The sequence below is a fragment of the Enterobacter cancerogenus genome (genome assembly GCF_019047785.1).
Taxonomy (GTDB): domain Bacteria; phylum Pseudomonadota; class Gammaproteobacteria; order Enterobacterales; family Enterobacteriaceae; genus Enterobacter; species Enterobacter cancerogenus.
On record NZ_CP077290.1, the window covers coordinates 440298 to 454329 of the forward strand.

Annotated in this window: 10 protein-coding genes; 4 read left to right on the plus strand and 6 right to left on the minus strand. The window is 50.8% G+C overall.

Going from position 1 to position 14032, the window contains the following annotated elements; all coding sequences use genetic code 11:
• Window positions 1-71: 71 nt before the first annotated feature.
• Window positions 72-3974 carry an ATP-dependent RNA helicase HrpA gene (hrpA, locus tag I6L58_RS01995; RefSeq protein WP_088207311.1) on the minus strand — a complete coding sequence of 1301 codons (3903 nt, stop codon included), beginning with the start codon at window positions 3972-3974 and terminating at the stop codon, window positions 72-74.
• Between the two features lie 204 nt (window positions 3975-4178).
• Between hrpA and azoR the strand changes: the two genes are divergently transcribed.
• A complete protein-coding gene (gene azoR, locus I6L58_RS02000; RefSeq protein WP_088207312.1) occupies window positions 4179-4784 on the plus strand; it encodes an FMN-dependent NADH-azoreductase in 606 nt (201 codons plus the stop codon).
• Between the two features lie 90 nt (window positions 4785-4874).
• Window positions 4875-5561, plus strand: a complete 687-nt coding sequence (locus tag I6L58_RS02005) for an RluA family pseudouridine synthase (RefSeq protein WP_088207313.1) — start codon at window positions 4875-4877, stop codon at window positions 5559-5561.
• 7 nt (window positions 5562-5568) lie between these two features.
• Here I6L58_RS02005 and I6L58_RS02010 read toward each other — a convergent pair whose 3' ends face one another.
• A complete protein-coding gene (locus I6L58_RS02010) occupies window positions 5569-6108 on the minus strand; it encodes a DUF2058 domain-containing protein (protein WP_088207314.1) in 540 nt (179 codons plus the stop codon).
• Window positions 6109-6305: 197 nt separating this feature from the next.
• On the opposite strand from I6L58_RS02010, the gene I6L58_RS02015 reads away from it, so the two are divergent.
• Together I6L58_RS02015 and I6L58_RS02020 are read left to right on the plus strand one after the other, a co-directional pair.
• A complete protein-coding gene (locus I6L58_RS02015) occupies window positions 6306-7289 on the plus strand; it encodes a DUF1852 domain-containing protein (protein ID WP_088207315.1) in 984 nt (327 codons plus the stop codon).
• Window positions 7290-7315: 26 nt separating this feature from the next.
• Window positions 7316-8347 (plus strand): methionine synthase, encoded by a 1032-nt coding sequence (locus I6L58_RS02020; RefSeq protein ID WP_058608840.1) that lies wholly within the window; start codon window positions 7316-7318, stop codon window positions 8345-8347.
• Window positions 8348-8397: 50 nt separating this feature from the next.
• On the opposite strand, the gene I6L58_RS02025 is transcribed toward I6L58_RS02020, so the two are convergent.
• The 4 genes from I6L58_RS02025 to I6L58_RS02040 form a co-directional block, all read right to left on the minus strand.
• Window positions 8398-9672: a phosphatidylserine decarboxylase family protein gene (locus I6L58_RS02025; RefSeq protein WP_088207316.1), complete on the minus strand. Its 1275-nt coding sequence runs from the start codon at window positions 9670-9672 to the stop codon at window positions 8398-8400.
• A 28-nt stretch (window positions 9673-9700) separates the two neighbouring features.
• On the minus strand, window positions 9701-11188 hold the full coding sequence (locus I6L58_RS02030) for a basic amino acid/polyamine antiporter (RefSeq protein WP_088207317.1): 1488 nt from the start codon (window positions 11186-11188) through the stop codon (window positions 9701-9703).
• A 259-nt stretch (window positions 11189-11447) separates the two neighbouring features.
• Window positions 11448-12557, minus strand: coding sequence for an SDR family oxidoreductase (locus I6L58_RS02035; RefSeq protein WP_088207318.1), 1110 nt, complete (start codon window positions 12555-12557; stop codon window positions 11448-11450).
• A 690-nt stretch (window positions 12558-13247) separates the two neighbouring features.
• A complete protein-coding gene (locus I6L58_RS02040; RefSeq protein ID WP_088207319.1) occupies window positions 13248-13823 on the minus strand; it encodes a Slp family lipoprotein in 576 nt (191 codons plus the stop codon).
• Between the last annotated feature and the right edge of the window lie 209 nt (window positions 13824-14032).

Sequence of the window (14032 nt, forward strand, 5' to 3'; positions counted from 1 at the left end):
CCTTTGGGGAGAGGGTCAGGGTGAGGGGAAACATACGGCTCGGGTGCCCGACGCCCCCAAACCGCTAATGTTTATGCCGAAATCTGCTCCATGGCCTGCAAAATACGCTTGTCCGAAATCGGATACGGTGTCCCCAGCTGCTGCGCGAAGAAGCTGACGCGCAGCTCCTCGATCATCCAGCGGATCTCCTGCACGTCCTCATCATTCCGGCGTGCCGGGGGCAGTTTATTCAGCCACTGCTGCCACGCCTGCTGGACGCTTTCCACTTTCAGCATCTGGGCACGATCGCGGTGCGGGTCGACGGCCATTTTCTCCAGGCGCTTTTCAATCGCATTGAGATAACGCAGCGTGTCGCCAAGGCGCCTGAAGCCGTTGCCGGTCACAAAACCACGGTACACCAGCCCCGCCATCTGTGCCTTCACGTCTGACAGCCCCAGCGCCATGGTCATGTCCACCCGGCCCTTCAGACGCTTGTTGATGTTAAACACCGCCGTCAGGATCTGCTCGACCTGTTTAGCAATCTCTACCACGGTATCGTTCAGCTCGGCGCGGACTTTTTCGTGCAGTCGGGCAAACGCCTCTTCCGTCCAGACCGGGCCGCCCGCCTCGTTGATCAGCTTGTCCACACCGCAGGAGATGCAGTCGTCAATCAAATCCAGCACCTTGCCGTACGGGTTAAAGTACAGCCCCAGCTTGGCCTTGTTAGGCAACTTCTCGTGCAGGTACTTGATTGGCGACGGGATGTTCAGCAGCAGCAGGCGGCGCAGACCGCGCCACATCATCTGCTGCTGTTCCTGCGGATTATCAAACAGCTTGATGGCAACGCTGTCACGTTCATCCACCAGCGCAGGCCAGGCCTTCACCTTGTAGTTGCCGCGCTTCTGCTCGTAGCTTTCCGGAAGCTGACCAAAGCTCCAGATATGCAGCCCGCTCTGCTCGATACCGTCGTCGGCAACCGCCGAGAGCGTCTCCTGAACTTTGCCTTTTAGCGCCTCTTTCAGCGCCGTCAGAGAGCGACCTTCCTGCAGTTTTCGGTTTTTCTCATCCACGACACGGAAGCTGACTTTCAGGTGATCGGGCACCTGATCCCAGTTCCAGTCTTCCCGGTCGATGGTGGTGCCGGTCATGCGCCGGAATTCGCGCTCCAGGGAATCCAGCAGCGGCAGTTCCAGCGGCGTGACGCGGCCTAAAAACGCCTCGGCGTAGTTTGGCGCAGGCACAAAATTACGTCGCACCGGTTTCGGCAGCGATTTGATCAGCGCAATCACCAGCTCGCGGCGCAGCCCGGGGATTTGCCACTCAAAACCGCTCTCTTCTACCTGGTTTAGCAGCGGCAGCGGGATGTGAACGGTGACGCCATCCGCATCCGTGCCCGGCTCAAACTGGTAAGTTAAGCGCAGCTTCAGGTTACCCTGATGCCAGAAGTTCGGGTAATCGAGCTTGCTGACCGATTCCGCCCACTCTTTGATGAGCATGCTCTTTTCAAAGTTGAGCAGGTCCGGCGTCTCTTTACTCGCCTTTTTCCACCAACTGTCGAAGTGGCGGGCAGAAATCACGTCGTGGCTGATACGCTGATCGTAAAACTCGAACAGCGCCTCGTCGTCCACCAGAATGTCGCGGCGACGCGATTTATGCTCCAGTTCTTCCACTTCGGCGCGCAGTTTCAGGTTTTCGCGGAAGAACGCATGGCGCGTCTGCCAGTCGCCTTCCACCAGCGCATGACGGATAAACAGCTCACGGCTCAGGGCCGGGTCGATTTGGCTGTAGTTCACCTTACGCGCCGCCACAATCGGCAGCCCGTAAACCGTCACTTTTTCCGTTGCCATTACCGCGCCCTGCGCCCGCTCCCAGTGGGGTTCACTGTATGAGCGTTTCAGCAGGTGCTGAGCCAGGGGTTCAACCCATTCCGGATCGATGCGCGCGGCAATACGTCCCCACAGACGGCTGGTTTCAACCAGTTCCGCCACCATGGTCCATTTCGGCGGTTTCTTGAATAAACCGGAACCCGGGAAGATGGAGAAGCGCGCATTGCGTGCGCCGGTAAATTCCTGTTTATCTGCATCCTTCATCCCGATGTGGGACAACAGGCCGGTCAGTAGCGCGATATGAATTTCGCGGTACTCCGCCGGTTCACTGTTAACCGGGATGCCTAACTCTTTCACCACCTGACGCAGTTGGGTGTAGATATCCTGCCACTCGCGTACCCGCAGATAGTTCAGGAAATCCACGCGGCACTGGCGGCGGAACTGGTTCGATGAGAGCGCTTTTTGCTGCTCACCCAGGTAGTTCCACAGGTTCACGAAGGCGAGGAAATCGGACTCTTTATCGTGGAAGCGGCGATGTTTTTCGTCGGACGCCTGCTGTTTGTCCATCGGACGCTCGCGCGGATCCTGAATAGAGAGCGCCGACGTAATGATCATCGCCTCGCGCACGCAGCCGTGCTTCTGCGCCTCCAGCACCATACGCGCCAGACGCGGGTCGACCGGCAGCTGGCTCAGCTGACGCCCCAGCGGGGTCAGTTTGTATGCGGTGGCCTGTTCATCGGTGGTGATCGCCCCTAGCTCTTCAAGCAGACGCACACCGTCCTGAATGTTGCGTTTATCCGGCGCCTCAACAAACGGAAACGCAGCGATATCGCCCAGCCCCAGTGCCGTCATCTGGAGGATAACGGAGGCCAGGTTGGTACGCAGAATTTCCGGATCGGTAAATTCCGGACGCGACAGGAAATCGTCTTCGGAGTAGAGACGAATACAGATCCCCTCGGAGACGCGGCCGCAGCGCCCTTTACGCTGGTTGGCGGAGGCCTGTGAAATTGGCTCAATCGGCAGACGCTGGACCTTGGTGCGATAGCTGTAGCGGCTGATACGCGCCGTGCCCGGATCGATAACGTACTTGATGCCCGGTACGGTGAGCGAGGTTTCCGCCACGTTGGTTGCCAGCACAATGCGACGCCCGCTATGCGCCTGGAACACTCGGTTTTGCTCGCTGTTCGACAGACGGGCATACAGCGGCAGGATCTCGGTATGGCGCAGATCGCGCTTGCTCAGCGCATCGGCGGTATCGCGGATTTCGCGCTCGCCGCTCATAAAGATCAGGATATCGCCCGCGCTTTCATTACCCAGTTCGTCAACGGCGTCGAAAATCGCCTGCAGCTGGTCGCGTTCGGTATCGTCTGCCTCTTCTACAATCGGGCGATAGCGCACTTCTACCGGGTACGTCCGACCCGACACTTCAATAATTGGCGCATTGCTGAAGTGCTTCGAGAAGCGCTCCGGATCGATGGTCGCGGAGGTGATGATAATTTTCAGGTCCGGGCGACGCGGCAGCAGCTCTTTCAGATAGCCGAGCAGGAAGTCGATGTTAAGGCTGCGCTCGTGCGCTTCGTCAATGATGATGGTGTCATACTGCATCAGCAGCCGGTCCTGCTGGATCTCGGCCAGCAGGATACCGTCGGTCATCAGCTTCACCATGGTGTTGTCGCTGACGTGATCGCTGAATCGCACCTTGTAGCCGATGCAGCCACCCGGCTCGGTCTGCAACTCTTCGGCAATACGGTTCGCCACGGTCCGTGCCGCCAGACGGCGCGGCTGGGTGTGGCCGATCAGCCCTTTAACCCCGCGACCCAGCTCCATACAAATTTTCGGCAACTGGGTGGTTTTACCGGAGCCGGTTTCTCCCGCCACAATCACCACCTGGTGATCGCGCACGGCCTCAAGGATGTCCTGCTTTTTCTGGCTGACGGGCAGGTTTTCCGGGTAGGTAATCGCCGGGCGTGCGGCTTCGCGCAGCACAACTTTCCCTGCAGCCTGGTCAATCTCTTTTGCCATCTCCTGGTAAATGGCCTGTTGTGCATCAGGATTTTTAACCTTCTTGACCCCGTGCAGACGGCGGGCAAAACGCTGCTTATCGCGCAGCATCAGGGAATCAAGCTGTTGCAGGAGCATCGGGAAGGTTAATTTTTGTTGTTCTGTCATAGCGTTAACGGGCAGTGCACTGCCGGATAAAATCTCTTTTTAATGATTGATATAGAGTACCACATCAGCGCTTTTCGCGCCTTATTCAAAAATTTCGAACATAGACTTCGATATATTGCGCTATCCCTGTGGCAGGATTGTGAATAAAGTGTCAACAAGCAACGGGGCAACCCCCTTCAATCAAATACAAAACAGGAATCACCCATGAGCAAAGTATTAGTGTTGAAATCCAGTATTCTGGCAGGGTACTCACAGTCTGGTCAGCTTTCCGACTACTTCGTTGAACAATGGCGTGAGCAGCACTCCGCCGACGAAATCACCGTTCGCGACCTGGCCGCTAACCCTGTTCCTGTCCTCGACGGTGAGCTGGTTGGCGCACTGCGCCCAAGCGATGCCCCACTGACCCCTCGTCAGCAGGAAGCCCTGGCGCTGTCCGATGAACTGATTGCTGAACTGCAGGCGCACGACGTTATCGTCATCAACGCCCCAATGTACAACTTCAACATTCCAACTCAACTGAAGAACTACTTCGACCTGGTGGCGCGTGCGGGCGTAACCTTCCGTTACACCGAAAACGGTCCAGAAGGCCTGGTGAAAGGCAAGCGTGCCATCGTGCTCTCCAGCCGTGGCGGTATCCACAAAGATACCCCAACTGACCTGGTTTCACCGTATCTGACCCTGTTCCTGGGCTTCATCGGCATCACCGACGTGAACTTCGTGTTCGCTGAAGGTATCGCGTACGGTCCGGAAGTGGCGACCAAAGCGCAGTCCGATGCGAAAGCCGCTATCGACAGCCTGGTAACAGCCTAAGTATTCCCCCTCTCACCGCCCGGTGGGAGGGTTTTTCTTTTTCCCCGCATTTCGTTATCATCCGCTCCCACTCTTAAGCCGGGCAGCCTGATGTCTGTAATTATCGATACCTTTATTGCCCCACCGTGTACGCAAGACATTGAGATCCTCTGGCAGGACGACGATCTTATTCTGATCAACAAGCCCAGCGGGCTGCTGAGCCTGTCGGGGAAGAACCCGCAGAATCTCGATTCGGTGCATTACCGCCTGGTCCAGACGTTCCCCGGCTGCACCCTGGTGCATCGCCTGGATTTCGGCACATCCGGCATTATGGTGATTGCGCGAAACAAAGCGATCAACGCGGCGCTGTGCCATCAGTTCAGCCAGCGCGCCGTAAGCAAAGCGTACACCGCCCTGCTCTGCGGACACGTTAAGGACGACGAAGGGATAATCGATGCCCCAATTGCTAAAGACCCGGCCCTGTTCCCGTTAATGTCAATTTGCGCCATCAGCGGCAAACCGGCCCGCTCCCGCTTTCGGGTAGTGGAGCGTATTGATAAGGGTAAGGAATTGCCGTTAACGCGCGTCGAACTGATTCCGGAAACCGGGCGGACCCACCAGCTACGCATTCACTGCCAGCAGCTGGGGCACCCTATTCTGGGCTGCGATTTATACGGTGGGCTTGAAATGCCGGGGGCTGAAGGGACGCCGCGTTTGATGTTGCACGCCAGCGGGCTGGACTTTGTGCATCCGGTGAGCGGAGAGGCGATCAACGCCCGTCACGCTGCACCGTTTTGACAGGTATTTACCACATCAAATCATCAGGAATTTTAAAGTCAGCATACGGATCGTCTTCATCCTGCTCTTCCTGACTCAGCGCGCTGTTTAATACAATGCTGTCGGCATCGCGCTGGGCGATTTTATCCGCCACCACCGCCGGGATGATTGCATATTCGCAGTCGCCATTGGCATTGATGACCAGACGCGCAATCGCCAGTCGACCGTTAATAAGCTGAGCCTGAGTTTGTTTATCCACCTCAATCTTTTTAATTAGATTGCCGTCGGTGAAGTTAAAGGTGATGTTGCCCTTTGATACGGTGATGCGGTTCATCTCAATAAGCTGTTTCACCTGCGCCTTAAACTCTTTTGCCAGCACAGCCTGCTTATGCTGTTCGCTAAGCTGCTTGTCACGCTCAAGCTGCGCCTTTTTGTTCTCTTCCACTGCTTCTCTGGCCTCACGAGCCTGTACGCGTGACTTCTTCGCCGTACGCTGAACCTTGGCCATCTTCTTGCTTGATACCAGACCCGCTTTCAGCATCTGCTCTTGTAGGGTGAGTTTTGTCATTTTCGTTTCTAAACCGGTTGTAAATTTTAGTGATTATATCTGGAATCCGCCGGGCTGTGCCAGCGACACGGTTTGGCGTGAATGAAGAACCCTCATGTTGCAGTGAAATTAAGTCACTTCCCCTCGCCCCGTCGCTCAGGCATAAATTATGCATTGTTAACGAATCAGCAACATGAACAGTCAGGATACAAACCACGATGAGCCAGGCTTTTACCTTTACGCTTAAGCGCAGTTGCTTTGATGAAAATTATAACCCTTCAGAAAACACGCGCACGACGACCAACTTTGCCAATCTGGCACGCGGGGAGAAACGTCAGGAAAATTTGCGTAATACTCTCGTGATGATTAACAACCGCTTCAACGCGTTAGCCCACTGGGATAACCCCAACGCGGATCGCTACGCCGTGGAACTTGAGATCATTTCAGCCGACCTGAATATTGCTGAAGAAGGTAGCCATGCCACCTTCCCGGCCATTGAAATCCTGAAAACCTATATCGTTGATAAAAAAACCAACGAACGCCTCGACGGGATCGTCGGAAACAACTTCTCTTCTTACGTGCGGGACTATGATTTCAGCGTCGTACTGCCCGAGCACAATGCAAACCGGGCGGCGTTCAGCCTTCCCGAGGACTTTGGCGTGCTGCACGGGAATCTGTTTAAAAGCTTCGTCAATTCAGGCGTCTATAAACAGAATTTCAAAAAAGGGCCGGTGATTTGCTTAAGCGTTTCCAGCAAAGACACCTATCAACGCACCGGAAATCAGCATCCGGTACTGGGGATAGAGTATCGCCCGAACGGCACCTCGCTGACCGAGCAATACTTCGGGAAAATGGGGTTACAGGTGCGTTATTTCATGCCTGAAAACAGCGTCGCGCCGTTTGCCTTCTATTTCTCCGGCGATTTGCTCCGTGATTACACCGACCTGGAACTGATCGGCACCATCAGCACGATGGAAACCTTCCAGAAAATTTATCGCCCGGAAATATACAACGCCAACTCGGCGGCGGGGCATTGCTATCAGCCCGATCTGAACCAGCAGGATCACTCCTTGACCAAAATTGTTTACGACCGGGAAGAACGCAGTCATTTAGCGGTTGAACAGGGTAAGTTCACGCAAGAGCATTTTATTAAGCCCTACAAACACATACTCGAGCAGTGGTCTGATTGCTACGCGCTTTAATACATCGTCACCAAAGGTCTTTTATTATGAAAACATTGCTCCCGACGTCCACGGCAGGCAGCTTACCTAAACCGTCATGGCTTGCCCAACCCGAGACGCTGTGGTCCCCCTGGAAATTGCAGGATGAAGAATTAATTGCCGGTAAACGCGATGCGCTGCGTTTATCCCTCGACGATCAGATCCGAGCGGGCATTGATATTGTCAGCGACGGCGAACAGACCCGTCAGCACTTTGTCACCACGTTTATTGAGCATCTCAGCGGCGTTGATTTTGAAAACCGTCAGACGGTACGCATTCGTAACCGTTACGACGCCAGCGTACCCACCGTGGTTGATGCCGTCGCGCGTCAGAAACCGGTGTTCGTAGACGACGCGAAGTACCTGCGCCAGCTGACGGACAAACCGATTAAATGGGCGCTGCCAGGCCCAATGACGATGATCGACACGCTCTATGACGCACATTACAAAAGCCGTGAAAAGCTGGCGTGGGAATTCGCCAAAATCCTCAATCAGGAAGCGAGGGAGCTGGAGGCCGCGGGCGTCGATATCATCCAGTTTGACGAGCCAGCCTTTAACGTCTTCTTTGATGAGGTCAACGACTGGGGTATCGCCGCGCTGGAACGCGCCATTGAAGGGCTTAAGTGCGAAACCGCGGTACACATTTGCTACGGTTATGGCATCAAGGCCAACACCGACTGGAAGAAAACGCTGGGTTCAGAGTGGCGGCAATATGAAGAAGCCTTCCCGAAGCTGCAAACGTCTAACATCGACATCATCTCCCTCGAGTGCCATAACTCGCGCGTGCCGATGGATCTGCTGGAGCTGATCCGCGGTAAAAAGGTGATGGTCGGGGCAATTGACGTGGCGACAAATCACGTCGAAACGCCGGAGGAAGTAGCCGATACGCTGCGCAAAGCGCTGCAGTTTGTCGATGCCGATAAGCTCTACCCGTCGACCAACTGCGGCATGGCTCCGTTGCCCCACAAGGTCGCACAAGGTAAATTGCAGGCATTGAGCGCTGGGGCGGAAATCATCCGCCAGGAAATTCTGAAAAAATAGCCTGAACGACTTAATAGCGATAGGCCAGATCACGTCTGGCCTTCTGATCCTCAACAACAATCTTTAGGTTTCACCGTCGCTATTTTGGCATTAACCGGAATGTTATGACTTTCCAGGCCAGGCACTTGTCCCTGGAGATCAAAATCGAGCACGACATCTTTGGCAAAGAATAGACAATGCGTCGAGCCACCGAAATGGAACATACCCAGCTCATCGCCTTTATGCACGTACTGCCCTTCGTAAACCCGGATATCACAGGTGGACACTTCCGCCATGCCAACAGCCATAAAACAGAGTAGACCGATATCTTTATTATCTGCCTCGATAAAAATTAATCCACGGGTAGCCACCTCGGTAATATAACCCTGTGACGCATTCGGACCCGCATCGTCCCGTCCCTGAGATAACGCTTCGGAATAATACGTGCCATCTATAATTTTCGTTTTGACAATGCGTCCGGATACTGGCGCATGCCAGCGGTGATAGCTAAGGGCACTCAGGAACGCCTGATAGATTGTTCCACCGACAAAATGCTCGGCCAGTTCGTCGTGATCCAGCATGTAATTCAACGCATAAGGTTGTGCTTTAAGCCAGAATTTGTCCACCGGTTGGACATCTGTGGCCAGACGGTAAGGCGCGGATTCACAGGCATTGATGATGACGTTGTCATCTTCTGGGGAAGCTACGGGACGAACCCCTTCCCTGAAACGACGCGTGAAAAAGTCATCCCATGATGTAAAACCATAGTGTGGTCTGGTTGGGTCGCATTGAAAATCATCAATGAAAGTGGGCATGGCTTTGCGGGCACGCTCGCCAAACCAGCCAGTTTCAGGATCATCATTCAGGACCCGCACACTTTCAGCTGACTGCAGGAACACGGCCCATTCATTGAGGATTTTTTTCAGGTGCGCGTTAATTTTATCATTCAGGAATGCGCTCCAGCCATTTTCAGTAGCCATAGACCAGTTAAAAATGGCGTTAAAAGGGAATCCAACTAACCCGCTCTCATCGAATTCCGGAGCGTGTGTCATGATAATGTTCATTAATCGAAGCATATGTTCATAATCCCTAACCTGCGGTACGTTCATCGGTGAATGGGTCAGACGATGAGGAACCTCTTCGAACATTTCATTGAAATGCATGAAAATAACGGGATCGCTTTCGATAAAATCTTTAAATTCCTGAATAACCGGCAGTAAAGGTCGTTCAGTCACCGCTTCTTCTTTCATGATTTTATTGAGCCAGAATGCCAATGTATTTTCATCAGACGGCATCCATTTGCCCGTAATATATGTGTTCTTCGCTGGTAAAATATGTGCTTTCATACGATCCTCAACTTGATATATAGATAAATTAAAACGAATAAATTTCCGGAAGCATGCCATCGAATAGCATAACCAGAGAGATAATGGCGATAGCGACCATGATCAGGCTGATATAAAGTTCATGACGTGTAAATGCGGGTTCATCGGGTGACTCTTCTTTCCTGGCTTTATAGAAAACCAGCAAACCGATGGTGTAAATAACGCAACCCACCAGGATGTACGATAGCCCCGCAGCATAAATAAGCCAAAAACCATAGACAGTTGCGAAAATACTCGTCAGAAGTGCCGTCGTCGCCCCGTACGCTGCTTCTGCAGGATATTTCTTTGTGTAGATCAAACGCCATAAATATGCCGAAGAACAAATATAAGCGGGAAGTAAAATCACGCCGGTGATTGACAGCATGACGTTCCATGCATTATTTGAGAAATAAACCAGCAGCATTGCTAACTGCATAACCACAGTGGACGTCCACAATGATACATTCGCTACGCCAGCATCATTGGTTCTGGCAAAAACCTTCGGAAAAGCCCCGTCTTTAGCGCACGCCCAGGGAAGTTCCGCGACAAGCATTGTCCACACCAGCCAGGATGAAAGTAAAGCAACGATCACACCGAAATTAATCATAACTGCCCCCCAGTGCCCGACCATTTTAGACAATATTGCGGCGGTTGAAGGCGGAGCCATAGCGGCCAGTTCTCCCTGGGAGAAATAGCCATAGGGCAGTACCGAAACGGCAACGTAGAGTACCGTTGTAATGATAAAACCTAATATCGTTGCTTTACCGACGGTCTTACTATCAGCCTTATCAGAGAGCACCACAGCACCTTCGATACCGATATACATCCACAGCGTAACCAGCATCGTGCTCTTTATTTGGTCGAAAATACTTCCCAGTGGCTTATCGCTGAGTATATTCGACTTCATGTTCCCCCAGAAATCTACAGAAAAACGATGATATTGAACGGCGTAAAACAGCGCGATAGCAATAAAAATGATGACAGGAACAAATTTTGCGATTGTGCCGATATTATTCAATAGCGTAGCGGCCTTTACGCCACGAATCACCAGGAAACTCATCCCCCAGATACAGAGCGAGGCCAATGCAACAGCCTGCCATGTGTTTCCGCCTTTAAACCAGGGCGGGAAGAAATAGTTAAGTGCATCCATTAAGAGAACCGCATAGCCTACATTACCAAATGCGGTAGACATCCAATATCCCCAGGCTATGAGAAAACCAACAAGTTTTCCAAAGCCCGCTCTGGAGTACATATAAATTCCTGATTTCATCTCAGGTTTTACATTGGAGAGTATTTGAAACGTTTTCGCCAGAAAGAAAATACCCAGAGCTGTCACTATCCAGGCGATAATAATCGCACCAAGCGCGGCAGACTGGGACATATTTTGAGGGATATTGAATATACCGCCGCCAAACATGGCGCTGACGACCAATAGCGTCATCGCCAGAACACCCAACTGATGACCTGCCGATGAGGCTTTAGGTTTATTATTGTCCATAACTGTTCCACTTCAATAGGAAAGAGAATTTGTCCTGTACCTTTCACTTCTTAAATAATACAGTTATTAATGATCGTAACAGGCTCTATTAAATAAAACATAGGACACGTATACTCTATTTGTATTATCATTCCTACATAAGTCGGAAAAGGATATCTCTAGCACTTATATTTATTGCGTGGAAAGTTATGTGGGATGGAGCATCTCTGCCTGAGTCATCCCTCCCCTACAATCTGTGAGGGAGGTATTGACTAAAAGGTTATTTAAAATCGACAATCATTTGTTGAGGAATGGGCAACTCTCGGGTGGTCTGAACACAGCGAGAGAGGTAATCGGTAAATTTGGGTGGTTTTACCATGCCCAGTCTTAGCAATTTTTCATTGTTAAAACGCACATTCATCATCGCAAATGCGCCATACAAGCGCATCGCTTTCAACATCAGCCGTTCGTTACAAGGACCAAAGATTTTTTTAAGTTGATGACGCATTTTCACAAGCGCTTCATAATCCACCTGCCTGTAGCGATCGCCGACAGGCTGCGCTTTAAGAGCCTGTGCCATTGCCCTGTCGATATCAGAAAACTTTACGCTATTCTCTTCCCCGGCAGAAATGTGGACAATCTCGCCGTTTTCCAGCTCGCTTTCAAGAAGCATCAGTAACGCATTAGCACAATAGTCTACGGGTATAACATCAATTTTGTCGTCCAGCGAACACATAAATTTCTGTAGCATCAACCCCATCCGGAAGACCCAAAAAATACTGCTTGAAGGCTGACACCCATACAGCGTATGACCGACAACAATAGAAGGTCTGGCGATAACCAGTGGCAATTGGGGAAAATTTTCGCGCATTAAGCGCTCAATGGTAGATTTTGAACGCGTGTATTCAACCAGGTGTTCTGCATCCTGTGGGAAACTCGCATTTTCTGAGACCAATGAATCGGGTTCTGGGGTGCATGACATGGCCGTGCCCACATGTAGAAAACGTTTCAGATTTTTGTTTTCATTCATCCGTTTAGCGAATTCAAAAGTCCCCGTTATATTCACCTTTTCGATCAGCGGATTATTGCCAAAAGAGGCCACTGCTGCGCAGTTAATAACATGAGTGACATCCTGAAGTTCAGTAGCGTTAAGAAACGTTGCGGGAGCCGCTAAATCTCCCAGTAAAATGTGGGATTTATTCAAACGCTGCAGACATCGTTCATCGACATTGAACTTGCGCATGTTATTTTTGACCCGTTCAAGTGCAGCATCATGATCGACCGCCCTGACAAGTAATAATAAATTCAACTCTTCATTTTGGTTGATAATCTTTTCCAGAACTGCACCACCAATGAACCCGGTTACGCCGGTAATCATTAACTTATCCATTTACTTTAACCTCACCATTTATTCTTTCCGGAAGTGTAAGTCCATCTTCATAAACGCCAATTAAATGGATAAGGAACACATGTAACATCTCTTTTGTTATAAATTGTGATAATCAAACAAGAAATGTGTCCACCGATCTTCCTCGAAATCATCATCAGGATGACATGCGAAAGAATTCGCTTTCTGGCCCATACATTCTTTCTGATTTATGAATGATAGTGTTCATGCCAGACTAACGGGATGATAAGCCTCAAAAAGTGATGAAGAAAATGACAAACAATTTAACAAATAGTAAAGAATACGCTGGGTTTGAAACAGGGGTTTCAAAGGAAAGCGTCTCCCATTTAATCTGGTGTGCACTTATATCACTCTATTTGCATAAGCAGCAGAGAGGTGAAATGACCTCGAATAGTGAAAATTTTCACCTTTTACGATGGTATGCACGAGCAATGAAAAACAGAACATTTGCTGAAAAGTATTCGCAGACATTACGGTTTTTGCTGCATAACTGGCAAGAATCGGGGTTGTCTAACCAGCTCCACCAGTATCTTCTGCATATGTGGATTGCCTACGTTTAATTCGTCGCAACACCGTCGCTAAACCCAAGCCTTAGAGCAAGTATTTCAATGTTAAAAAGCGTCACGATGTAAATCCTGACGCTTCCAACGTGATAAGATAATGCCTCCTGGATCAAGGTTCCAGATACGAGTTTTCATTTACCGTTTCTGGCGCACTATAGAAGTACCCTGGCGGAGGGGCAATACCCCATTCAGGGGACCATGCATAAACCCAACCATCATTTGGCATGAAAGTATTTTCGAGCTGCCACGTCTGATAACTGATCAGGCCAACATTCAGAAAACGGTAAGGTCGCTTGCCAATAAGTCGATTCTCGGTTCCGTCCATTTTTCCAAGAACGGTAATATATCGATTGCGGAAATTATCAGGATCAAGGAATTTATCTGAATAGATCAACACACGGCCCTGGAAAGATTGTTGAATTTTAGGTTGCGCATAGCTATTGAGAGGCAGCACCCCTAATTCAATAATTGTACGGTTTGGAAGGTTAATGACATTCAGAACCTTCCCGCCCAGTCGAACCTCCTGCCCCTTATACATATCAGGCATCAATGAAAGTTGTTCATAGGTTGCGGGACTCACTGCAACCTCCCCGCCCTTCAAACTATCAGGTATCATGGAACATCCTGAGAGCAACAGGGTTGAAAAAAGGGTAAAGCTAATGATTGTTTTCTTAACACTTTTCATCGTCACTCGAATATCCTTGGTGAAATAAAGCGAAATAGATTACGTTCAACGTAACGCGTCTTGATTCGATTCGAATTACGCCCCGAATGGAATCAATACAACACTTGAACGATTTTAATGACTAACACATCAGCAAAGAATGAGATTACAGATCACGCTTTGTCATCTCCGTCTTACCGTTGTCATCCTGAGGGGAATTACGGGAGAAA